The sequence below is a fragment of the Pseudomonas sp. GW821-FHT09C09 genome (assembly GCF_059418105.1).
The window spans coordinates 159,789-180,999 of the sequence record NZ_JBWKPF010000008.1 but is presented as its reverse complement, the minus strand read 5'-3'; the positions used below and the strand labels follow the sequence as shown (position 1 = coordinate 180,999).

The window sequence follows — 21,211 nt, the reverse complement described above, 5'->3', positions numbered from 1 at the left end:
GCACGTCACAAATCCATCATCCGAACGTCACAAGCACGACATGGCCTCAGCCGACACTGAGGCCATGACGACAGCTCTACACATCACCCTGATCAGCGAAACCTTCCCACCGGAAATCAACGGCGTGGCCAATACCCTTGGCCGCTTGTGCGACGGCTTGCGCGCGCGCGGGCATCGGGTGGAACTGGTGCGGCCGCGTCAGGGTGACGATCCGCAGCGCACTGAGGACGATGCGCTGCTGTTGTGCCGGGGCTGGCCGCTGCCGGGTTATCCGGGGTTGCAGTGGGGTCAGTCGTCGATGCACAAATTGTTGCGCCGCTGGACACGCCAGCGCCCCGACGTACTGTACATCGCCACCGAAGGTCCGCTCGGGTTGTCGGCACTGCGCGCGGCACGTCGCCTCGGCATCGCCGTGGTCAGCGGCTTCCACACCAATTTCCAGCAGTACACCAACCAGTACGGTCTCGGTCTGCTGACGCGTTTGCTGACTCATTATCTGCGCTGGTTCCACAATCGTTCGGCACTGACCCTGGTGCCGAGCGTCAGCCAGCGCCTGGAACTGGAACGGCGGCATTTCGATCGTCTGGCGCTGCTGTCCCGAGGCGTCGACAGTCAGTTGTTCCACCCGACCAAACGCCTTAACGCCTTGCGTGAACAATGGGGATTGAGCGAGCAGGACATCGCCGTGATTCACGTAGGACGCCTGGCGCCCGAGAAGAACCTTGGCCTGCTCAAGCGCTGCTTCGAAAAGCTCGCCAGTGCTTATCCACAGCGCAATCTGAAACTGATCATCGTCGGTGACGGGCCGCAACGGGTGGCACTGGAAAAGGAATTGCCCGAGGCGATTTTCTGCGGCTCGCAACGTGGCGAAGCATTGGCGGCGCACTACGCGTCCGGCGATCTGTTCCTGTTTCCGAGCATGACCGAGACCTTCGGTAACGTCGTGCTGGAAGCACTGGCGTCAGGTCTTGGCGTGGTGGCCTACGATCAGGCAGCGGCTGCGCAGCATATTCGCCACGGCTACAACGGCGTGCTGGCAATGCCGGGGGATGAAGAGGCGTTTTGCGATGCAGCGCAGTGGCTGCTGGAAGAGGATGAAACCTTGCGCTGCGTCAGATTGAACGCCCGCCAACATGCCAGTCGTCAAGGCTGGGCGGCGATCATCGAGCAGTTTGAACACCATTTGCAGGGAGCTTGCCGCGACCTGCGCGACAAGCCCCCCACGTCGATCAAACCAGCGTCATCAACGCCTCACGGCTGAACGGCAAAATGTCCTGCTCGCGGCCTTCGCGCACTTTCTGCGCCCAGTCCGGATCCACCAGCAGCGCACGACCTACCGCCACCAGATCGAACTCGTCATTGTTCAGACGCTCCAGCAGCTTTTCCAGACTGGCCGGTTGCGCCACCTTGTCGGTGTTGACCATGAATTGCAGGAACTCGCCATCGAGGCCGACGCTGCCGACGGTGATGGTCGGTTTGCCGGTCAACTTGCGGGTCCAGCCCGCCAGGTTCAGTTCGGAACCGTCGAATTCCGGCTCCCAGAAACGGCGCGTCGAGCAGTGGAAAATATCCACGCCAGCGTCGGACAACGGCTTGAGGAACTCGCCCAGCGCCTCCGGGGTTTGCACCAGACGGGCGGTGTAGTCCTGCTGTTTCCACTGCGAGAAGCGGAAGATGATCGGGAAACCCTCGCCCACTGCAGCACGCACGGCCTGGATCAGCTCGATGGCGAATCGCGAACGGTTGGCCAGGCTGCCGCCGTATTCGTCGGTGCGCTGGTTGCTGCCTTCCCAGAAGAACTGGTCGATCAGGTAACCGTGGGCGCCGTGGATTTCCACGCCGTCCATGCCGATGCTCTGGGCATCTTTGGCGGCCTGGGCGAAGGCCGCGATCACGTCTTGGATATCCTGCTTGGTCATGCCGTGCACCACGACCTGACCGTCCTTGAGTTTCTCGGTCGGGCCATACCCCGGCACGCTGGCATCCGGCTCGGTGCCGATGCGGCGAACGCTGCCGACGTGCCACAGTTGCGGAACAATCTTGCCGCCTTCGGCGTGCACCGCGTCGACGACTTTTTTCCAGCCGGCCAGTGCCGCTTCGCCGAAGAACTGCGGCACATTCGGGTAACCGTTGGAGGCCAGGTGGCCGACGGTGGTGCCCTCGGTGATGATCAGGCCGACACCGGCCGCCGCACGACGACGGTAGTACTCGATCACTTTGGAATTGGGTACGCCGCCCGGAGAGAACGAACGGGTCATCGGCGCCATGACCACGCGGGTCGGCAGTTCGAGGGCACCGAGCTGGAACGGTTTGAACAAGGCTTGAACAGGCATGGGAGGCTCCACGAAAAATTGATCGACGGGCATTGAATTCATATGACGGCGATAATATGCGGAGTTCCAACAGTGTCATAGCACTATTGATCTGAATGATTAAGGGTCAAAAGGCAGGCAAAAAAAATCGCAGCTCGATGGCTGCGATTTTCGCGTTTCAGCTCAGGGCTTTTTCAATCGCCGTGATCACCGAAGGATCATCCGGCGCCGTGCGCGGCGAGAAGCGGGCCAGTACACGACCGTCCTTGCCGAGCAGGAATTTCTCGAAATTCCAGGTGATGTCGCCGGGAAATTCGGCACCCTCGCCCGCCAGCAGACGGTAGAGCTGATGGCGATCGTGGCCGTTGACTTCGAGCTTCTTCGACAACGGAAAACTCACGCCATAGTTGAGGCTGCAGAATTCCTGGATCTCCTGCTCGCTGCCCGGTTCCTGGCCGGCAAACTGGTTGCACGGCAGGCCCAGCACGCTGAAGCCTTTGCCCTTGTATTGCTGATAGAGGTTTTCCAGCGCCGCGTACTGTGGGGTCAAGCCGCATTTGGAGGCGACGTTGACCACCAGCACGACTTGGCCCTTGAAGGGTGCCAGTGGTAGCTCCTGACCATTCAGGGCTGTCAACTTAAGGTCGTGAAAAGCACTCATGACGAACTCCAGATTCCCGTGTTCTACTCGAAACAGCCACTTGGCGAGACGACCAAGGACAGCCGCGGACTAAAAAGGCGCCCTCGGGCGCCTCTCCAGTTCTCTGAGCTTAGCGCAGAAAATCAGTGGTGATGGCCACCTTCGCCATGGACGTGACCATGAGCGACTTCTTCCTGGCTGGCGTCACGGATGGCAACGACCTTCACTTTGAAGTTCAGGCGCTGACCGGCCAGCGGGTGGTTGCCGTCGACGGTCACGTCGTCGCCGTCCAGATCACGGATGGTGACGATCTGCATCTGGCCGTCCGGCGCCGAAGCGTGGAACTGCATGCCGACTTCCAGCTCGTCGACACCTTCGAACATGCTGCGGCTCAGGGTGCTGACCAGTTCGGCCGAGTACTCGCCGTAGGCATCTTCCGGCTCGACGGAAACTTCCAGCTCGTTGCCGACTTCCTTGCCTTCCAGGGCTTTTTCCAGACCCGGGATGATGTTGCCTGCGCCATGCAGGTAAACCAGCGGAGCGCCGCCGGCGGAGCTGTCGATGACCTCACCAGCGTCGTTGGTCAGGGTATAGTCGATGGAGACAGCCTTATTGGCGGCGATCAGCATGGGGCGAGACCTTTTGCATAAGAATATAGAAAGGCCAAGTTTAGCGAAGCAATCGCTCGAAAGCGAACACAACCCTGACAAACGGGATTCGACGATCACAGGCTTCCATCAGGACGAGGACGGTCACTGGGTGGCCGAGCTTTCCTGCGGCCACACCCAGCACCTGCGTCACCAGCCGCCGTGGCAGTCGCGGGCATGGGTGCTGGACGCAACGCAACGTATTGAAAAAATAGGCCAACCCTTTGCTTGCGGTTGGTGCGCTCAAGGCGCGGTTAGCGCTAACCTTGACGCCTGAAAAACCGGTGGAAGGCCAGCCATAGGCCCACGCCCTTGCCATGCACCCTTAGAGAATCCGCATGCAAACTTTTTTTATCGCGCCCACCGATTTTGGTGTGGGTCTGACCTCCATCAGCCTCGGGCTGGTGCGGACGCTGGAACGGGCCGGACTGAAAGTCGGCTTCTTCAAACCGATTGCCCAGCCGCATCCGGGTGACACCGGCCCTGAGCGCTCCACCGAACTGGTGGCCCGCACCCACGGCCTGAAACCGCCGCAGCCGCTGGGTCTGGCTCACGTCGAGCGGATGCTCGGCGACGGTCAGCTCGATGAATTGCTCGAAGAAATCATCGCGCTCTACCAGCAGGCTGCCGTCGGCAAGGACGTGCTGGTCGTCGAAGGCATGGTGCCGACCCGCAGCGCCAGCTATGCCGCGCGGGTCAACCTGCACCTGGCCAAGAGCCTGGACGCCGAGGTGATTCTGGTCTCGGCGCCGGAAAACGAAGTGCTCACCGAACTGTCCGGCCGCGTCGAGTTGCAGGCGCAACTGTTCGGCGGCCCGAAAGACCCGAAAGTCCTCGGCGTGATCCTCAACAAGGTCAAGACCGACGAGAGCATGGATGCCTTCGCCGCGCGCCTGAAAGAACATTCGCCCTTGCTGCGCAGCGGTGATTTCCGTCTGCTCGGCTGCATTCCGTTCCAGCCGGAACTCAACGCCCCGCGCACCCGCGACGTCGCCGACCTGATGGGCGCCCAGGTGCTCAACGCCGGCGACTACGAAACCCGGCGCATGACCAGGACCATCATTTGTGCGCGCACCATGCGCAACACCGTGGACCTGCTCAAGCCCGGCGTGCTGGTGGTAACCCCCGGCGATCGCGACGACATCATCCTCGCCGTCAGCCTCGCCGCGATCAACGGCGTACCGCTGGCCGGCCTGCTGCTGACCAGCGACACCCTGCCGGATCCGCGCATCATGGACCTGTGCCGTGGGGCATTGCAGGCTGGCTTGCCGGTGTTGTCGGTGAGCACCGGCTCCTACGACACCGCCAACCTGCTCAACGGCCTGAACAAGGAAATCCCCGTCGATGACCGCGAACGCGCGGAGATCATCACCGACTTCGTCGCCAGTCATCTGGATGCCAAGTGGCTGCATCAGCGCTGTGGTACGCCGCGAGAAATGCGCCTGTCTCCAGCGGTGTTCCGCTATCAATTGATTCAACGCGCCCAGGCCGCCAACAAGCGCATCGTCCTGCCTGAAGGCAGCGAACCGTTCACCGTGCAAGCGGCGGCGATCTGTCAGGAACGCGGCATTGCCCGTTGCGTGTTGCTGGCCAAACCGGCGGACGTCGAAGCCGTCGCCCGGGCCCAGGGCATCGTGTTGCCGCCGGGGCTGGAAATCCTCGATCCGGATCTGATCCGCGAGCGCTACGTCGAACCGATGGTCGCCCTGCGCAAGAGCAAAAGCCTCAACGCGCCGATGGCCGAGCAGCAACTGGAAGACACCGTTGTGATCGGCACCATGATGCTGGCGCTGGATGAGGTCGACGGACTGGTTTCCGGTGTCATCAACACCACCGCCAACACCATCCGCCCGGCCCTGCAATTGATCAAGACAGCGCCAGGCTGCACGCTGGTGTCGTCGGTGTTCTTCATGCTGTTCCCCGAAGAGGTGCTGGTCTACGGCGACTGCGTCATGAACCCGCACCCGAGCGCTAGCGAACTGGCAGAGATCGCCCTGCAAAGCGCCGACTCGGCCGCCGCGTTCGGCATCACTCCGCGCGTGGCGATGATCAGCTACTCCAGCGGTGAATCCGCCACCGGCGAGGAAGTCGAGAAAGTTCGCGAAGCCACCCTGCTCGCCCACGAACAACAGCACTCGCTGCTGATCGACGGGCCGTTGCAGTACGACGCCGCCGCCAACGAAACCGTGGCCCGGCAACTGGCGCCGAACAGCCAGGTGGCCGGCCGCGCCACGGTATTCGTGTTCCCCGACCTGAACACCGGCAACACCACTCACAAAGCCGTGCAGCGCAGCGCCGACTGCGTGAGCCTCGGCCCGATGCTGCAAGGCCTGCGCAAACCGGTGAACGATCTGCCGCGCGGCGCGCAGGTCGACGACATCGTCTACACCATCGCCCTGACTGCGATTCAGGCTGCCAACCGACCTCTGGATATCTGACCCGATGCTGGCTTTTCTCCCTGCGCCCCTGCGCGGCGTGATCGCCGCGCTGCTGTTGGCGCTGAACACGATCCTGCTGTGCTCGTTCCTGTTTCTGGTCGCACTGATCAAAGTGCTGCCGTTCGACCTCGCACGCCGCGCCTCGCGCTGGCTGATGAGCCACACCCACGAAGCCTGGATCAGCAACAACAAAGGCTGGATGAACCTGGTACGTCGTACCCGCTGGCACCTCAGCGGCCTGCAAGGTCTGGACTATCAGCACTCGTACCTGATCACCAGCAACCACCAGAGCTGGGTCGACATTCTGGTACTGCAATACGTACTCAACCGGCGCATCCAGCCGCTGAAGTTCTTCCTCAAACAGGAACTGATCTGGGTGCCGGTGATCGGTCTGGCGTGGTGGACGCTGGGCTTTCCGTTCATGAAGCGCTATTCGAAAGCCTATCTGGAAAAACACCCGGAAAAGAAAGGCAAGGACCTGGAAACCACCCGCAAGACCTGCGCGAAATTCCGCGACAACCCGGTGGGCATCTTCAACTTCGTCGAAGGCACACGCTTCACCGAAGGCAAGCACGCGCAGCAGCAATCACCGTTCAAATACCTGCTCAAACCCAAGGCCGGCGGCATCGCATTCGTGCTGGATGCAATGGGCGAACAGCTGGAATCAATCGTCAACGTGACCATCCACTATCCAGGCGGACGTCCCGGCTTCTGGGACCTGCTGTGCGGTAACGTGCGAGACGTGGTGGTGCATTTTGAAGAACTGAAAATCCCGCCGCAGTTCATCGGCAAGAACTACGACCAGGACGGCGAATACCGCCTGCAGTTTCAAGGCTGGATCAACCAGCTGTGGCAGGACAAGGATGCGCTGCTGGAGCAGATGCATCGCGAGTATCCGAACCAACGCTGATTACCCTGAGGGAGCCCCGACAGAACAGGCTGGCCGTCAGGCCGCCATCGCCAGCAGGCTGACTCCCACGGGAAAGCAAAAGCAGTTCGCCTCTCGCTTCCCACCACTCAACACAATGAGCGTTAGCTCGAGTACCGCTTTTGACGTACCGGCCCCTTCGGCAGGCTGAGTGGAGGGATTCATCCGGGGGTGGGCGCGTAGCGCCGTTTGGCGAAGCCAAACACATCGAGAGGAGGTGCAGCGAAGCAAACCGTAGGCGATGCCCCCGGATGAATCCCGTAACGAAGGAACACCGAGCCAAAGCGAGGTGCCGAACGCCGGGGCCCAGACCTTTGGTTACTTTGGGGCGTTTGCCAAAGTGACTCGCCGTAAGGGCGAAACCGCCAGCCGCAACACCCGAAGAAACGGATATTCACCCCAAACAACCCAAAAAAAAGCCCGCCGATGATCACTCATCGACGGGCTTTTTATTGGCAGCTAACGCTTAAATCGCACCACGCTTGCGCAGAAGATCCAGCACTTGCTTGACGCCTTCTTCCAGCGACAACGACTGGGTATCGATCACCAGATCAGCATCCAGCGGCACGTCATACGGGAACGACTCACCCGGAATATTATCGCCACCCGCAGCGTACAACCCTTGCGGATCACGCTCGGCGCAAACAGTCGGCGAAGCCTGGACATAAACCGTCAGCAGACGCTCTTTGCCGATCAGATCTTTCGCTTGTTCACGACCTTCAGCACTCGGCGCCACAAACGCAGCAAGCGTCAGCAGACCCGCTTCGTTGAACTGACGCGCCACATGCGCGGCACGACGCCAGTTCTCGGTGCGACCGGCGCGATCCTGCGGCAGACCTTTATTGAGGTCGTGACGCAGGTTCTGGCCATCGAGTACAAACACCGCACGTCCCATGTCGAACAGCTTGCGCTCGACCGCGTACGCCAGCGTGCTCTTGCCAGCGCCGGACAGGCCGCTGAACAGCACGGTGGCCGGTTGCTGACCGAAACGCTGAGCGCGCTCGGTAGTCGCTACATGGGCCAGTTTGCCGTGATGGGTGGCAGTGCCATGAGCCAGCGGCTGGGCGACGATCATGCCGGCGCCGACGGTGCCGTTGGTCAAACGGTCGATGACGATGAACGCGCCGGTGGTGCGGTTGCTGTCGTAACCGTCGAGGGCGATCGGCGCATCGAGCGCGATCTTCACCTTGCCGATTTCGTTGAGCTGCAACGCGCTCGCCGGGCCTTCTTCGAGAGTGTTGACGTCGACCTTGTTGACGATGCTGGCGATGGAGCCCGGCACGTAACTGGTGGCGCGTTTGATGTCGTATTTCTTGCCCGGCAGCATCGGCTCTTCAGCCATCCACACCAGCATCGCTTCGAAACTGTCGGTCACCGGCGGAACATTGTCGGCGTGTACCAGCAGGTCACCACGGGAGATGTCGATCTCGTCTTCCATGGTCAGCGTCACCGCCTGACCCGGGCCGGCATGCTCCAGCTCACCTTCGAAGGTGACGATGGATTTCACGCGGCTGCTCTTGCCCGACGGCAGGACCACGACTTCGTCGCCTTTCTTGACGATGCCGCTGGCCAGGGTGCCGGCGAATCCGCGGAAGTTCAGGTTCGGACGGTTGACGTACTGCACCGGGAAACGCAGATCGGTGAAGTTGCGGTCGCCCGCCACTTCCACGGTCTCGAGGATTTCCATCAGCGACTGGCCGGTGTACCACGGCGAGCGCTCGGATTTGTTCACCACGTTGTCGCCTTTCAGGGCAGACATCGGCACGAAGTGCATGCTGGTCGGCTTCATCTTCAAGCCTTCGGCGAACTTCAGGTAGTCGGCCTTGATCGACTCGAACACGCCCTGATCGAAGCCCTTCAGGTCCATCTTGTTGATGGCGACGACGATGTGCTTGATGCCCAGCAGGGAGGCGATGAAGCTGTGGCGACGGGTCTGGGTCTGCACGCCGTAACGGGCGTCGACCAGGATGATCGCCAGGTCACAGGTGGAGGCACCGGTGGCCATGTTGCGGGTGTACTGCTCATGGCCGGGGGTGTCGGCGATGATGAATTTGCGCTTGGCGGTGGAGAAATAGCGGTAGGCGACATCGATGGTGATGCCCTGCTCACGCTCGGCCTGCAGGCCGTCGACCAGCAATGCCAGGTCGATGTCGTCACCGGTGGTGCCGACTTTCTTCGAATCGCGGGTGATGGCTTCGAGGTGATCTTCGTAGATCATCTTCGAGTCGTGCAGCAGGCGCCCGATCAGGGTGCTCTTGCCGTCATCGACGTTACCGCAGGTCAAAAAGCGCAGCAGCTCTTTACGTTCGTGCTGGCCCAGGTAGGCGAGGATGTCCTCGCTGATCAAATCAGATGCGTGCGACATGACAGCCCCTTAGAAATAGCCTTGACGTTTCTTGTCTTCCATCGAGCCTGCGCCATCGTGGTCGATGACGCGGCCCTGGCGCTCGGAAGTTCGCGTCAGGAGCATTTCCTGAATGATGTCCGTCAGGCTTTCGGCCTCGGACTCCACCGCGCCCGTCAACGGGTAGCAGCCAAGGGTACGGAAACGCACTTTCTTTTTGACGATGCGCGCCTTGTCCTCGTCGGACAGGTGCTCGAGGATGCGCTCGTCGTCGATCATGATCAGCGTGCCGTTCTTCTCGATCACTTCGCGTTCGGCAGCGAAGTACAGCGGCACGATCGGGATGCCTTCGAGGTAGATGTACTGCCAGATGTCCAACTCGGTCCAGTTCGACAACGGGAACACACGGATGGATTCGCCCTTGTTGACCTTGCCGTTGTAGACGTTCCACAGCTCCGGACGCTGGTTCTTCGGATCCCAGCGGTGCTTGCTGTCGCGGAACGAGTAGACGCGCTCCTTGGCGCGGGACTTCTCTTCATCGCGACGGGCACCGCCGAACGCGGCGTCGAAACCATGCTTGTCGAGTGCCTGCTTCAGGCCCTCGGTCTTCATGATGTCAGTGTGTTTGGCGCTGCCGTGGGTAAACGGGTTGATGCCCTGCGCAACGCCATCCGGGTTGACGTGGGTGATCAGGTCCAGGCCCAGCTCTTCGACCATCTTGTCGCGGAACTTGTACATCTCCTGGAATTTCCAGCGGGTGTCGACGTGCATCACCGGAAACGGCAGTTTGCCCGGGAAGAACGCCTTGCGTGCCAGATGCAGCATCACGGCGGAGTCTTTACCGATGGAGTACAGCATCACCGGGTTGTCGAACTCGGCGGCCACCTCGCGGATGATGTGGATGCTTTCCGCCTCCAGCTGTTTCAGATGCGTCAGTTTGTCGACCATGGCTACTCACGAAAGCTTTCTTATGAACGGCCAGCGGGCCGTGTTCGAGCGGGGAATCCTAGCACAGCGCCCTTCTTCTAATCAGGGCGCGGACTAGAACGAAAGAGCATATGAATATGCCCGCCCGTTCGGGTGCTTTCAGGGGAAAGTCAGATCGGATTCGGGCAATCGATGAAGATGTGTTCGAGCGCGAATCGCTTCGCCAGATAATCGCCCAGCGCCTGCACGCCGTAGCGTTCGGTGGCGTGGTGACCGGCGGCGATGAAGCTGATGTCGTTTTCCCGGGCACTGTGGAAAGTCTGTTCGGACGCCTCGCCGCTGATGAACAGATCGACGCCGGCGGTGATGGCATTGTCGATGTAGCCCTGACCGCCGCCGGTGCACCAGCCGACCCGACGGATCATCGCACTGCCCTCGATCAGCAGCGGCTCTCGGCCCATGCGTTCCTGCACGCGACGGGCGAAGTCGCGGGCGGTCACCGGCTCGTCCAGCGAACCGACCAGCCCGACGATCTTCAGGTTATCCGGGTCCAGCGGCCCTTCGACAGTGATGTCGAGCTGACGGGCCAGTTGCACGTTGTTGCCGACGTCCGGGTGCAGATCCAGCGGCAGGTGATAGGCCAGCAGACTGACGTCGTGCTTGAGCAGGGTCTTCAAGCGGCGTTGCTTCATGCCGGTGATGCACGGGTTCTCGCCCTTCCAGAAGTAACCGTGATGTACCAGCACCAGATCGGCCTCGGCTTCGACGGCGGCATCGAGCAATGCCTGGCTGGCGGTGACACCGCTGACGATGCGCATCACCTGCGGACGGCCCTCGACCTGCAGGCCGTTGGGGCAATAATCGGCAATTTTCGCACTGCCGAGGTAGCGGTCGGCTTCTTCGACCAGGGTACTGAGGGCAACGGCCATGAAAGACTCCTGAAAATCCCGTTCAGAGGCACGCGCGGCCTCGTATAATGCGCGACATTATGGGCGGTCTGACCCCGCCTGCAACTTTTCCAGGACGTGCTTAATGCTCAAGGCGCTGCGTTTTTTCGGCTGGCCGCTGTTGGCCGGTGTGCTTATCGCTCTGTTGATTATTCAGCGTTACCCGCAGTGGGTCGGGCTTCCGAGCCTCGACGTCAACCTGCAACAGGCTCCGCAGACCACCAGCGTGCAACAGGGGCCGGTGTCCTACGCCGATGCGGTGGTGATTGCCGCGCCGTCGGTGGTCAACCTTTACACCACCAAAGTCATCAACAAACCGGCGCATCCGCTGTTCGAGGATCCGCAGTTCCGCCGCTTCTTCGGTGACAACTCGCCGAAACAGAAGCGCATGGAATCGAGCCTCGGCTCCGGCGTGATCATGAGCCCGGAAGGCTACATCCTGACCAACAACCACGTCACCACCGGCGCCGACCAGATCGTCGTGGCGCTAAAGGACGGTCGTGAAACCCTGGCCCGGGTGATCGGCAGTGACCCGGAAACTGACCTGGCGGTGCTGAAGATCGACCTGAAGAACCTGCCGGCGATCACCGTCGGTCGCTCCGACAACATCCGCATCGGCGACGTCGCACTGGCCATCGGCAACCCGTTCGGGGTCGGCCAGACCGTGACCATGGGCATCATCAGCGCCACCGGCCGTAACCAGCTGGGCCTGAACAACTACGAAGACTTCATCCAGACCGACGCGGCTATCAACCCGGGCAACTCCGGCGGCGCACTGGTGGATGCCAACGGCAACCTCACCGGCATCAACACCGCGATCTTCTCCAAGTCCGGCGGCTCCCAGGGCATCGGCTTCGCGATCCCGGTGAAGCTGGCAATGGAAGTGATGAAATCGATCATCGAGCACGGTCAGGTGATTCGTGGCTGGCTGGGGATCGAGGTTCAGCCGCTGACTCAGGAACTGGCGGAATCATTTGGCCTGTCCGGGCGTCCGGGGATCGTGGTGGCGGGAATTTTCCGCGACGGCCCGGCACAGAAGGCCGGCCTGCAACTGGGCGACGTGATCCTCAGCATCGACGGCGAACCGGCCGGCGATGGCCGCAAGTCGATGAACCAGGTGGCTCGGATCAAGCCGACCGACAAGGTCACGATTCAGGTGATGCGCAATGGCAAGGAGCTGAAGCTGACCGCCGAGATCGGTCTGCGTCCGCCACCGGCGCCGATACAGGAAAAAGAAGAATAGGACGTTACAAACCGCGCTCTAATTTCCTTTTGACTGGTTTCAAAGCGAGTTCACCGCAAAAACGGTATTGATACCTGTCATTTCTGTCAGTAGTACGGCTTTCGCATTACCCATAGCCTGATCCCTGTTGTTGCACACTTTCATTTATCAACACAGGGATCAGCAAAATGGATGTTTCCACAGCACTCGAAAACGCGAAAGACAGCGGCTCGTTCAGTGTTCGGCTCAGCAACGGCGAAGGTTTTGATGCGGTTTTGACCAACGCTGTCCCGACGGGTAGTGGCGGCGGTATCCTTGTGGGTGCGAACGGCACCGACATCATAATGCTCAACTACCCAAAACTCGCAGCCGGTACTCATAAAGTAACGTTTGGCAACGGTGATGCGCGCACATCTATCAACGACGTGTCATACGTTGCCCAAAGTGGGGAGATGGAACTGACTGTGGATGATCCGCTGACAACAGCGAAAGGAACCTACAGTTTTACAACTTCAGACAGGATCAAGGTCGAAGGCGAGTTCGACGTCAATGCCGTTTAAGCGCCCAAAAAAAAGCCCCCGCTTCTGAAAGGTTCAGAATCGGGGGCAATCGCTTCATTTGTTACAAGTCTCCAAGGCCATCGATCAACGCCTGATTCTGCTCCGGCGTACCGATCGAGATCCGCAAGAACTGGGCAATCCGCTCCTGCTTGAAGTGGCGCACGATCACTCCCTGCTCACGCAGTTTCGCCGCCAGCCCCGCCGCATCGTGTTGCGGATGCCGGGCGAAGATGAAGTTGGCCGCCGATGGCAACACTTCAAAGCCTTTGGCCTGCAACTGGGCAACCACCCATTCGCGACTCTCGATGACCAGTGCACAGGTCTTGTCGAAGTATTCGCGATCCTCGAACGCCGCCGCCGCGCCGACATTGGCCATGCGATCGATCGGGTAGGAGTTGAAGCTGTTCTTGACCCGCTCCAGCGCCTCGATCAGGTCCGGATGGCCGACCGCCAGACCGACCCGCAGGCCTGCCAGCGAACGGGACTTGGACAAGGTCTGGGTCACCAGCAGGTTCGGATAACGGTCCACCAGACTGATCGCGGTCTCGCCGCCGAAGTCGATGTAGGCCTCGTCGACCACCACCACCGAATTCGGGCTGGCCTTGAGGATCTGCTCGACCGCTTCCAGTGCCAGCAGGCAACCGGTCGGCGCGTTCGGGTTGGGGAAGATGATCCCGCCGTTCGGTTTGGCGTAGTCCGCCGGGTTGATCCGGAACTGCGCATCCAGCGGCACCGCGTCGAACTTGATGCCGTACAGGCCGCAGTAGACCGGATAGAAGCTGTAGCTGATGTCCGGGAACAGCAGCGGCTGATCGTGTTGCAGCAGACCGTGGAAGATGTGCGCCAGCACTTCGTCCGAACCGTTGCCGAGGAACACCTGATTGCTCTGCACGCCGTAGTAGTTAGCAACGGCGTTTTTCAGCAGATCGCTGTTCGGGTCCGGGTACAGACGCAGATTGTCGTTGAGTTCGCTCTGCATCGCCGCCAGGGCTTTTGGCGACGGGCCGTACGGGTTTTCGTTGGTGTTGAGTTTGACCAGACGGGTCAGCTTCGGCTGCTCGCCCGGCACGTAAGGCACCAGATCCTTGACGAACGGGCTCCAGAATTTACTCATGTTCAGTTCCCCTTCACTTCGTCTTTGATGCGGTATTCGGCGCTGCGAGCGTGGGCGCTCAGGGATTCGCCACGGGCCAGGATCGAGGCGGTCTTGCCCAGTTCCGAAGCACCGGCCTCGGAGCAGAAGATGATCGACGAACGTTTCTGGAAGTCGTACACCCCCAGCGGCGAGGAGAAACGCGCAGTGCCGGACGTCGGCAGCACGTGGTTAGGACCTGCGCAGTAGTCGCCCAGCGCCTCGGAAGTGTGCCGGCCCATGAAGATCGCACCGGCGTGACGAATCTGCGGCAACCAGGCCTGCGGATCGGCGACCGACAGTTCAAGGTGCTCCGGCGCGATGCGGTTGGCGACTTCGATGGCCTGGGCCATGTCGCGCACGTGAATCAGGGCACCACGGCCGTTGATCGAGGTTTCGATGATGGTTGCGCGATCCATGGTCGGCAGCAGTTTGTCGATGCTCGCGGCCACCTTGTCGAGAAATTCGGCGTCCGGGCTGACCAGAATGGCCTGGGCGTCTTCGTCGTGCTCGGCCTGGGAGAACAGGTCCATGGCGATCCAGTCCGGATCGGTCTGGCCGTCGCACACCACAAGGATTTCCGACGGGCCGGCGATCATGTCGATGCCGACCTGACCGAATACGTGACGCTTGGCAGTCGCCACATAGATGTTTCCCGGGCCGACGACCTTGTCTACTTGCGGCACGCTTTCAGTGCCATAAGCCAACGCAGCAACGGCCTGGGCGCCACCGATGGTGAACACCCGGTCGACACCGGCGATGCACGCCGCCGCCAGTACCAGTTCGTTGACCTCGCCACGCGGGGTCGGCACCACCATCACCACTTCGGTGACACCGGCGACCTTGGCCGGAATCGCGTTCATCAAGACCGACGACGGGTACGACGCCTTGCCGCCCGGCACATACAGACCGGCGCGGTCCAGCGGCGTGACTTTCTGGCCCAGCACCGTGCCGTCGGCTTCGGTGTAGCTCCAGGAGTCCTGCTTCTGTTTTTCGTGGTAGCTGCGAACGCGGGCGGCAGCTTTTTCCAGCGCTTCGCGTTGCGCCACGGTGATACGGGTCAGGGCCAGTTCCAGACGCTCGCGCGGCAGGATCAGGTCTGCCATCGAGGCGACTTCGAGGCCGTCGAACTTCTGGGTGAATTCGACCAGCGCCGCGTCACCGCGCTCGCGCACTGCCTTGATGATATCCAGCACCCGCTGATTGACCGAGTCGTCAGACACACTTTCCCAGCTCAGCAGATGATCCAGATGATGCGCGAAATCCGGGTCAGCAGCGTTGAGTCGGCGAATTGCAGTCGGTGCGGTCATAGCGAGAGCCTCATAGGAATGGCAAAAACTCAGGCGCCCTAACTTAGCAGTCGTTTCCGCTTGGGCACCTGAGATTCTGGCTATGAGGCGGATAGACGGGCGCGACTTAACGTCGCGCAGGTACATCAGCCGCGGTGTCGAGACTCCACTGCCTTGCGCAGTGTGTCGATCAACGCCTGGATTCGGGCGTGTTGCATTTTCATCGAAGCTTTATTGACCACCAGACGCGAGCTGATCGTGGCGATCAGTTCCTGGGGTTCAAGACCGTTGGCACGCAGGGTGTTGCCGGTGTCGACCACGTCGATGATCTTGTCGGCCAGACCGATCAGTGGCGCCAGTTCCATCGAGCCGTAAAGCTTGATGATGTCGACCTGACGGCCCTGCTCGGCGTAGTAGCGCTTGGCAACGTTGACGAATTTGGTGGCGACGCGCAGACGGCCTTTGGGCTCGACGGCGCCGACCTTGCCGGCGGTCATCAGCTTGCACTGGGCAATCTGCAGGTCCAGCGGCTCGTACAGGCCTTGACCCGTGTATTCCATCAGCACGTCTTTACCGGCAACGCCGAGGTCGGCCGCGCCATGCTCGACATAGGTCGGCACATCGGTGGCGCGCACGATCAGCAGGCGTACGTCTTCCTGGGTCGTGGGGATGATCAGCTTGCGGCTTTTGTCCGGATTCTCGGTCGGCACGATGCCCGCTTCGGCGAGAAGCGGCAGGGTGTCGTCAAGGATGCGGCCCTTGGACAGTGCGATGGTCAACATGGGAAACGTCAGTCCTTATCAAGGTACTCATGTCCGGTCGCAATCGGCGCCGGACATACATCGAGGGCGTCACCACCCCCGATCAAAACGAATTCAACGGACACTTCCCTGTGTCCCGATGCAGCGACTAGCCCGGAACGCGACGGATCTTGGCGCCCAGCATCTGCAGTTTTTCCTCGATGCACTCGTAACCACGGTCGATGTGGTAGATGCGGTCGATCAGGGTATCGCCTTCGGCCATCAGGGCCGAGATCACCAGGCTGGCCGAAGCCCGCAGGTCGGTTGCCATCACTGGCGCGCCCTTGAGGATTTCAGTGCCGGTGACGATGGCGGTGTTGCCTTCGACCTGGATCTTGGCGCCCATGCGGTGCAGTTCGTAGACGTGCATGAAACGGTTTTCGAAGATCGTCTCGATCACTGCACCGGTGCCTTCGGCAATGGCGTTGAGCGAGATGAACTGCGCCTGCATGTCGGTCGGGAACGCCGGGTACGGCGCGGTACGCACGTTGACCGCTTTCGGGCGTTTGCCGTGCATGTTCAGCTCGATCCAGTCTTCGCCGCTGGTGATTTCTGCACCGGCTTCACGGAGTTTTTCCAGAACGGCTTCGAGAATGGTTGGATCGGTGTCCTTGACCTTCACACGGCCACCGGTGACCGCAGCGGCCACCAGGTAGGTGCCGGTTTCGATACGGTCAGGCATGACCTTGTAGAAGGCCGAACCCAGACGCTCGACGCCATCGATGGTGATGGTATCGGTACCGGCGCCGGAAACCTTGGCGCCCATGGCGTTCAGGAAGTTCGCCAGGTCGACCACTTCTGGTTCGCGAGCGGCGTTCTGCAGTACGCTGCGACCCTTGGCCAGAGCTGCGGCCATCATGATGTTTTCGGTACCGGTCACGCTGACGGTATCGAAGAAGAAGTGCGCACCGCGCAGGCCGCCTTCAGGCGCCTTGGCCTTGATGTAGCCGCCTTCGACGTCGATGATCGCACCCATGGCTTCGAGGCCGCGGATGTGCAGATCGACCGGACGCGAGCCGATGGCGCAACCGCCAGGCAGGGCGACTTCGGCTTCACCGAAACGGGCGACCATCGGACCAAGCACCAGGATCGACGCACGCATGGTTTTCACCAGCTCGTACGGAGCGACCAGGGTCTTGATGGTGCGCGGGTCGATTTCGACGCTGAGCTTCTCGTCGATCACAGGCTCGATGCCCATGCGACCGAACAGCTCGATCATGGTGGTGATGTCGTGCAGGTGCGGCAGGTTGCCGACGGTCACCGGGCCATCGCACAGCAAGGTGGCGGCCAGGATCGGCAGGGCGGAGTTCTTCGCCCCGGAAATGCGGATCTCGCCATCAAGACGAGCGCCACCGGTAATAATCAATTTATCCATAACAATCTCGACGCCCTAGGGCTCAGGTGCGCTCGGCCCAGGCCGCGCTGCTGAAAAATTTCATAGTGACCGCGTGGATGCTGCCATCGGCGATCCATGGGTTCAAATGGGCATAGATGCTTTGCTGACGCTTGACCGGGCTCAACGCCGCCAGTTCATCACTAATCACGTTCAGCTGAAAGTTGCAGCCTTCGCCTTCAACTTCCACCCGGGTTCCGGGCAGATTTGCTTCAAGGAAGCTTTTCACTTCTACGGCCTGCATGCTCAACCTCAATCGGCGCCCTGTGCGCACGGGTCGGACATCATACAAAAAAGCCCCGCGCCTGCGAACCCCGCTGCGCAGGACTCTGACGGGGGGCTTCTTTATAGATGCGGGTTCAGGGTTGCGCCAACAGCTCGGTCAGCTCGCTGACCTGAGCGATTTCACGCATGTCTTCCGGCATCCCGCGGATGCTGACCGCCTTGCCGGCGGCTTTCGCATCGCGAATGAAGCACAGCAGCAACGACAGGCCGACGCTGCTGGACTTTTCCACCGCCGAACAATCGATCACCAGTGCCGGGGCATTGCACGACTTGATCAGCGCCCGGCCCTGTTCCCGAAGGCCAGGACCGGTGCGGTAATCCAGCACACCGGTGAGCTGAAGCTGACTGGCTTCGTCCAGACGAATGGCCGACTCGGTCATTGGGCAGGCTTCTCTTGTTTCTCGGCGGTCTGCTTGGCCTTGGCCACTTCGCCGGCCCAGCCGTTGATGGTCTTGTCCAGGTCGTTACCGTTGCGCTGCATCGCGTCGGCGAACTGGTCACGGAACAGCTTGCCGATGTTGATGCCGTTGATGATCACGTTGCGCAGCTTCCACTCGCCGTTGATCTTCTCCAGCGTGTACTGAACCGGATAGATCGCGCCGTTGTTGCCCTTGACGGTCATGCCGACACTGGTGCGGTCGCCCGACTCATCCTTCGGCGCATCGACGGTGATGCCCTGGTTGTTGTATTCCAGCAAGGCGTTGCCATAGAACTGGAACAGGCCACGCTTGAAGTTTTCCTGGAAGGTCTGCATCTGCGCCGGGGTTGCCTTGCGCGAGTACTTGACCGTCATGATGCTTTTGGAAATGCCTTCGGCATCCACCACCGGACCCACGATGGTATTCAGCGCGGTGTAGAAGTCCTGCGGGTCCTGCTTGTACTTCTCTTTATTCGCCGCCAGATCGGCGAGCATCCGGTTGGTGGTGTCCTGGACCAGATCGTGCGCCGACTGCCCAGGCGCAGCGTTCGCCAGCAGTGGCAGTGTCGCGAGCAACACCAACAGGCCACGTCGCAAGGTAGAGATCATTCAAAAGCTCCTCATTTGGCGTCTTTGCTAACGGTATTGAGCAGGAATTTACCGATCAGGTCTTCCAGCACCAGAGACGACTGGGTGTCGTGAATGGTTCCACCATCCTTGAGCCGGGTTTCTTCCCCGCCCACGCTGATGCCGATGTACTTCTCGCCCAACAGGCCAGCGGTCAGGATAGACGCTGTGGAGTCGGTCGGCAGGTTGTCGACCTTTTTATCCACCAGCAGGGTCACCCGGCCGGTAAAGCTGTCGCGGTCCAGATCGATCGCCGTGACCTTGCCGATGGTCACACCGGCCATGGTCACTTTGGCTCTGACCGTCAGACCGGCGATATTGTCGAAGTAGGCATACAGCTTGTAGGTATCGGTGGTCGAAGTCGGAGACAGGCCACTGACCCGCAGGGCAAGCAGCAACAAGGCCAGGATCCCTGCCAGCAGGAACAGGCCGACACCGATTTCCAGGGTGCGGTTTTGCATCAGAAATCTCCAAACATCAAAGCGGTCAGAATAAAGTCCAGGCCGAGCACTGCCAGCGAGGCGAATACTACGGTCTTGGTGGTGGCACGACTGATTCCCTCGGAAGTGGGCTCGCAGTCATAGCCTTGGAATACGGCGATCCAGGTCACGACAAAGGCGAAAACGATACTTTTGATCACGCCGTTGAGCACATCGCTGGAGAAGTTCACGCTGTTCTGCATGTTCGCCCAGTAGGAGCCTTCATAGACGCCAAGCCAGTCGACCGCGACCCAGGAACCGCCCCAGATGCCGACCACGCTGAAGATCATCGCCAGCACCGGGAGGGAAATGAAACCGGCCCACAGACGCGGAGCGATGATGTACTTGAGCGGATCGACACCGATCATTTCCAGGCTGGACAACTGCTCGGTGGACTTCATGTTGCCGATTTCCGCCGTCAGCGCCGAACCGGCACGACCGGCGAACAGCAGCGCCGTCACCACCGGGCCCAGTTCACGCAGCAAGGTCAAGGCGACCATCTGCCCCACCGCCTGCTCCGAGCCATAGCTCGACAGAATGTTGAACCCCTGCAGCGCCAGCACCATGCCGATGAAAATCCCGGAAACGACGATAATCACCAGCGACATCACGCCGACCGAGTGCAGTTGCTTGACCAGCAGGCCGAAACCGCCGCCTATGCCACCACGCCCCAGCAGGGCATGAAACAGGAACAGCGTCGCCCGTCCAAATACCCCGACGGCATCGATAGCCGATTCGCCGAACCGACGTACGCGTTCTATTAATGAGATTCTGCGCATCAACGCTTCCCCAGAAGATCTGCGCGGTAATCCGTCGCTGGAAAGTGATACGGAACCGGACCATCGGGATCGCCGGTCATGAACTGACGGATACGCGGCTCATCCGAGTTCATCAACTCGTCCGGCGTACCCTGCCCCAGCACCTGACCATCGCCCACCACATAGATGTAATCGGCAATGCTCGCGGTTTCGGCGAGATCGTGGGAAACCACGATACTGGTGATCCCCAGCGCGTCGTTGAGCAGACGGATCAGGCGCACCAGAACGCCCATGGCGATCGGGTCCTGGCCGACGAACGGTTCGTCATACATGAGAATCTGCGGATCGAGCGCAATCGCCCGGGCCAGAGCCACGCGGCGCTTCATGCCGCCGGACAGCTCATCGGGCATCAGCTCGATGGCGCCTCGCAGACCGACCGCCTGCAATTTGAGCAGCACGATGTCGCGGATCATTTCTTCCGGCAACTGGGTATGAACGCGCAGGGGAAAGGCGACGTTCTCGAACACATCGAGATCGGTGAACAGCGCGCCGCTCTGGAACAGCACGCCCATGTGCTTGCGCGCATCGAACAGATCACTGCGCGACAGCTTCGGCAGGTTCTGGCCGTTGACCCAGACCTCGCCCTGCGATGGCCGCAACTGGGCACCCATCAGGCGCAGCAGCGTGGTCTTGCCACACCCGGAAGGCCCCATGATGCCGGTGACCTTGCCGCGCGGGATGCGGATATCGACGTTATTGAAAATGCTCCGCGCACCGCGCTTGAAGGAGACTCCCTTCAGCTCGACCGCGTAGGCGTTATCGGCACTCATCTAAACTCCTTGCGATGCAGCCTCTCACTCGGACGCCTGGCTTTCTGGAGAAAGCCCCTACATCCCGGGCAGGCCGAACTGGCGGCGAACTATATCACTGCAAAGGGCAAGCGCCCAAGGCCTCTCCCCGGCCACGTTCAGCGATATGACAGGCCCGAAGCTTCTATTAAGAGGTTTTAGTAACCGGGAATGACAAAGCACGACGAACTTGCGTGAGGCTTTTCAACATAACCGC

Annotated in this window: 22 protein-coding genes; 6 read left to right on the top strand and 16 right to left on the bottom strand. The window is 60.7% G+C overall.

Going from position 1 to position 21,211, the window contains the following annotated elements; translation table 11 throughout:
• Positions 1–40: 40 nt before the first annotated feature.
• Positions 41–1,261, top strand: coding sequence for a glycosyltransferase family 4 protein (locus AC07NR_RS23800; protein WP_495079594.1), 1,221 nt, complete (start codon positions 41–43; stop codon positions 1,259–1,261).
• Here AC07NR_RS23800 and AC07NR_RS23795 read toward each other — a convergent pair.
• The 3 genes from AC07NR_RS23795 to AC07NR_RS23785 form a co-directional block, all read right to left on the bottom strand.
• Positions 1,230–2,333 carry an NADH:flavin oxidoreductase gene (locus AC07NR_RS23795; protein WP_248738295.1) on the bottom strand — a complete coding sequence of 368 codons (1,104 nt, stop codon included), beginning with the start codon at positions 2,331–2,333 and terminating at the stop codon, positions 1,230–1,232. The two genes, AC07NR_RS23800 and AC07NR_RS23795, sit on opposite strands and share 32 nt — an antisense overlap.
• Positions 2,334–2,490: 157 nt before the next feature.
• Entirely contained in the window at positions 2,491–2,973 is a 483-nt protein-coding gene (locus AC07NR_RS23790) for a glutathione peroxidase (protein ID WP_248738296.1), read from the bottom strand.
• 122 nt (positions 2,974–3,095) lie between these two features.
• Positions 3,096–3,581 (bottom strand): FKBP-type peptidyl-prolyl cis-trans isomerase, encoded by a 486-nt coding sequence (locus AC07NR_RS23785; RefSeq protein ID WP_085711766.1) that lies wholly within the window; start codon positions 3,579–3,581, stop codon positions 3,096–3,098.
• On the opposite strand from AC07NR_RS23785, the gene AC07NR_RS23780 reads away from it, so the two are divergent.
• From AC07NR_RS23780 to yihG, 3 genes are all read left to right on the top strand, one after another.
• Entirely contained in the window at positions 3,550–3,876 is a 327-nt protein-coding gene (locus tag AC07NR_RS23780; RefSeq protein WP_085711877.1) for a DUF3565 domain-containing protein, read from the top strand. The genes AC07NR_RS23785 and AC07NR_RS23780 overlap by 32 nt on opposite strands.
• 61 nt (positions 3,877–3,937) lie before the next feature.
• The gene (pta, locus tag AC07NR_RS23775; RefSeq protein WP_114881436.1) at positions 3,938–6,037 is read left to right on the top strand and encodes a phosphate acetyltransferase; all 2,100 of its coding nucleotides are present in this window, start codon (positions 3,938–3,940) and stop codon (positions 6,035–6,037) included.
• 4 nt (positions 6,038–6,041) lie between these two features.
• Positions 6,042–6,947 (top strand): 1-acylglycerol-3-phosphate O-acyltransferase, YihG family, encoded by a 906-nt coding sequence (gene yihG, locus AC07NR_RS23770; protein WP_495079593.1) that lies wholly within the window; start codon positions 6,042–6,044, stop codon positions 6,945–6,947.
• 484 nt (positions 6,948–7,431) lie between these two features.
• Here yihG and cysN read toward each other — a convergent pair whose 3' ends face one another.
• The 3 genes from cysN to AC07NR_RS23755 form a co-directional block, all read right to left on the bottom strand.
• The gene (cysN, locus tag AC07NR_RS23765) at positions 7,432–9,330 is read right to left on the bottom strand and encodes a sulfate adenylyltransferase subunit CysN (RefSeq protein ID WP_085711769.1); all 1,899 of its coding nucleotides are present in this window, start codon (positions 9,328–9,330) and stop codon (positions 7,432–7,434) included.
• Positions 9,331–9,339: 9 nt separating this feature from the next.
• A complete protein-coding gene (gene cysD, locus AC07NR_RS23760; RefSeq protein WP_007953546.1) occupies positions 9,340–10,257 on the bottom strand; it encodes a sulfate adenylyltransferase subunit CysD in 918 nt (305 codons plus the stop codon).
• Positions 10,258–10,406: 149 nt separating this feature from the next.
• On the bottom strand, positions 10,407–11,165 hold the full coding sequence (locus tag AC07NR_RS23755) for a Nif3-like dinuclear metal center hexameric protein (protein WP_495079592.1): 759 nt from the start codon (positions 11,163–11,165) through the stop codon (positions 10,407–10,409).
• Positions 11,166–11,268: 103 nt separating this feature from the next.
• Between AC07NR_RS23755 and algW the strand changes: the two genes are divergently transcribed.
• Both algW and AC07NR_RS23745 read left to right on the top strand, forming a co-directional pair.
• Positions 11,269–12,426, top strand: a complete 1,158-nt coding sequence (algW, locus tag AC07NR_RS23750) for a Do family serine endopeptidase AlgW (protein ID WP_248738301.1) — start codon at positions 11,269–11,271, stop codon at positions 12,424–12,426.
• A gap of 167 nt (positions 12,427–12,593) precedes the next feature.
• Positions 12,594–12,965 carry a hypothetical protein gene (locus tag AC07NR_RS23745; RefSeq protein WP_248738302.1) on the top strand — a complete coding sequence of 124 codons (372 nt, stop codon included), beginning with the start codon at positions 12,594–12,596 and terminating at the stop codon, positions 12,963–12,965.
• A gap of 61 nt (positions 12,966–13,026) precedes the next feature.
• Here AC07NR_RS23745 and hisC read toward each other — a convergent pair whose 3' ends face one another.
• From hisC to AC07NR_RS23695, 10 genes are all read right to left on the bottom strand, one after another.
• The gene (gene hisC / locus AC07NR_RS23740; RefSeq protein WP_495079591.1) at positions 13,027–14,079 is read right to left on the bottom strand and encodes a histidinol-phosphate transaminase; all 1,053 of its coding nucleotides are present in this window, start codon (positions 14,077–14,079) and stop codon (positions 13,027–13,029) included.
• 2 nt (positions 14,080–14,081) lie between these two features.
• The gene (gene hisD, locus AC07NR_RS23735; RefSeq protein WP_085711773.1) at positions 14,082–15,407 is read right to left on the bottom strand and encodes a histidinol dehydrogenase; all 1,326 of its coding nucleotides are present in this window, start codon (positions 15,405–15,407) and stop codon (positions 14,082–14,084) included.
• 125 nt (positions 15,408–15,532) lie between these two features.
• Positions 15,533–16,168 (bottom strand): ATP phosphoribosyltransferase, encoded by a 636-nt coding sequence (gene hisG, locus AC07NR_RS23730; RefSeq protein WP_007953554.1) that lies wholly within the window; start codon positions 16,166–16,168, stop codon positions 15,533–15,535.
• Between the two features lie 127 nt (positions 16,169–16,295).
• Positions 16,296–17,561, bottom strand: a complete 1,266-nt coding sequence (gene murA / locus AC07NR_RS23725) for a UDP-N-acetylglucosamine 1-carboxyvinyltransferase (protein WP_248738304.1) — start codon at positions 17,559–17,561, stop codon at positions 16,296–16,298.
• A gap of 22 nt (positions 17,562–17,583) precedes the next feature.
• Positions 17,584–17,823: a BolA family protein gene (locus AC07NR_RS23720; protein WP_096818978.1), complete on the bottom strand. Its 240-nt coding sequence runs from the start codon at positions 17,821–17,823 to the stop codon at positions 17,584–17,586.
• A gap of 115 nt (positions 17,824–17,938) precedes the next feature.
• Positions 17,939–18,244, bottom strand: a complete 306-nt coding sequence (locus AC07NR_RS23715) for an STAS domain-containing protein (protein WP_085711775.1) — start codon at positions 18,242–18,244, stop codon at positions 17,939–17,941.
• The gene (locus tag AC07NR_RS23710) at positions 18,241–18,891 is read right to left on the bottom strand and encodes an MlaC/ttg2D family ABC transporter substrate-binding protein (protein ID WP_085711776.1); all 651 of its coding nucleotides are present in this window, start codon (positions 18,889–18,891) and stop codon (positions 18,241–18,243) included. Before AC07NR_RS23710 ends, AC07NR_RS23715 begins: the two co-directional genes overlap by 4 nt.
• 11 nt (positions 18,892–18,902) lie before the next feature.
• Complete coding sequence (mlaD, locus tag AC07NR_RS23705; protein WP_085711777.1) at positions 18,903–19,370, bottom strand: outer membrane lipid asymmetry maintenance protein MlaD; 468 nt, start codon at positions 19,368–19,370, stop codon at positions 18,903–18,905.
• A complete protein-coding gene (gene mlaE, locus AC07NR_RS23700) occupies positions 19,370–20,167 on the bottom strand; it encodes a lipid asymmetry maintenance ABC transporter permease subunit MlaE (RefSeq protein WP_085711778.1) in 798 nt (265 codons plus the stop codon). The genes mlaD and mlaE overlap by 1 nt, the downstream gene beginning before the upstream one ends.
• Positions 20,167–20,976: an ATP-binding cassette domain-containing protein gene (locus AC07NR_RS23695; RefSeq protein WP_085711779.1), complete on the bottom strand. Its 810-nt coding sequence runs from the start codon at positions 20,974–20,976 to the stop codon at positions 20,167–20,169. Before AC07NR_RS23695 ends, mlaE begins: the two co-directional genes overlap by 1 nt.
• Between the last annotated feature and the right edge of the window lie 235 nt (positions 20,977–21,211).

Coding starts and splice junctions, on each gene's coding strand:
- cysN (WP_085711769.1), bottom strand. CDS start 9,330: ATGTCGCACGCATCTGATTTGATCAGCGAGGACATCCTCGCCTACCTG.
- murA (WP_248738304.1), bottom strand. CDS start 17,561: ATGGATAAATTGATTATTACCGGTGGCGCTCGTCTTGATGGCGAGATC.
- hisC (WP_495079591.1), bottom strand. CDS start 14,079: ATGAGTAAATTCTGGAGCCCGTTCGTCAAGGATCTGGTGCCTTACGTG.
- AC07NR_RS23780 (WP_085711877.1), top strand. CDS start 3,550: ATGGAGACAGCCTTATTGGCGGCGATCAGCATGGGGCGAGACCTTTTG.
- AC07NR_RS23755 (WP_495079592.1), bottom strand. CDS start 11,165: ATGGCCGTTGCCCTCAGTACCCTGGTCGAAGAAGCCGACCGCTACCTC.
- AC07NR_RS23715 (WP_085711775.1), bottom strand. CDS start 18,244: ATGACCGAGTCGGCCATTCGTCTGGACGAAGCCAGTCAGCTTCAGCTC.
- yihG (WP_495079593.1), top strand. CDS start 6,042: ATGCTGGCTTTTCTCCCTGCGCCCCTGCGCGGCGTGATCGCCGCGCTG.
- algW (WP_248738301.1), top strand. CDS start 11,269: ATGCTCAAGGCGCTGCGTTTTTTCGGCTGGCCGCTGTTGGCCGGTGTG.
- AC07NR_RS23745 (WP_248738302.1), top strand. CDS start 12,594: ATGGATGTTTCCACAGCACTCGAAAACGCGAAAGACAGCGGCTCGTTC.
- AC07NR_RS23785 (WP_085711766.1), bottom strand. CDS start 3,581: ATGCTGATCGCCGCCAATAAGGCTGTCTCCATCGACTATACCCTGACC.
- hisG (WP_007953554.1), bottom strand. CDS start 16,168: ATGTTGACCATCGCACTGTCCAAGGGCCGCATCCTTGACGACACCCTG.
- AC07NR_RS23720 (WP_096818978.1), bottom strand. CDS start 17,823: ATGCAGGCCGTAGAAGTGAAAAGCTTCCTTGAAGCAAATCTGCCCGGA.
- AC07NR_RS23710 (WP_085711776.1), bottom strand. CDS start 18,891: ATGATCTCTACCTTGCGACGTGGCCTGTTGGTGTTGCTCGCGACACTG.
- AC07NR_RS23795 (WP_248738295.1), bottom strand. CDS start 2,333: ATGCCTGTTCAAGCCTTGTTCAAACCGTTCCAGCTCGGTGCCCTCGAA.
- cysD (WP_007953546.1), bottom strand. CDS start 10,257: ATGGTCGACAAACTGACGCATCTGAAACAGCTGGAGGCGGAAAGCATC.
- mlaE (WP_085711778.1), bottom strand. CDS start 20,167: ATGCGCAGAATCTCATTAATAGAACGCGTACGTCGGTTCGGCGAATCG.
- AC07NR_RS23800 (WP_495079594.1), top strand. CDS start 41: ATGGCCTCAGCCGACACTGAGGCCATGACGACAGCTCTACACATCACC.
- hisD (WP_085711773.1), bottom strand. CDS start 15,407: ATGACCGCACCGACTGCAATTCGCCGACTCAACGCTGCTGACCCGGAT.
- mlaD (WP_085711777.1), bottom strand. CDS start 19,370: ATGCAAAACCGCACCCTGGAAATCGGTGTCGGCCTGTTCCTGCTGGCA.
- pta (WP_114881436.1), top strand. CDS start 3,938: ATGCAAACTTTTTTTATCGCGCCCACCGATTTTGGTGTGGGTCTGACC.
- AC07NR_RS23790 (WP_248738296.1), bottom strand. CDS start 2,973: ATGAGTGCTTTTCACGACCTTAAGTTGACAGCCCTGAATGGTCAGGAG.
- AC07NR_RS23695 (WP_085711779.1), bottom strand. CDS start 20,976: ATGAGTGCCGATAACGCCTACGCGGTCGAGCTGAAGGGAGTCTCCTTC.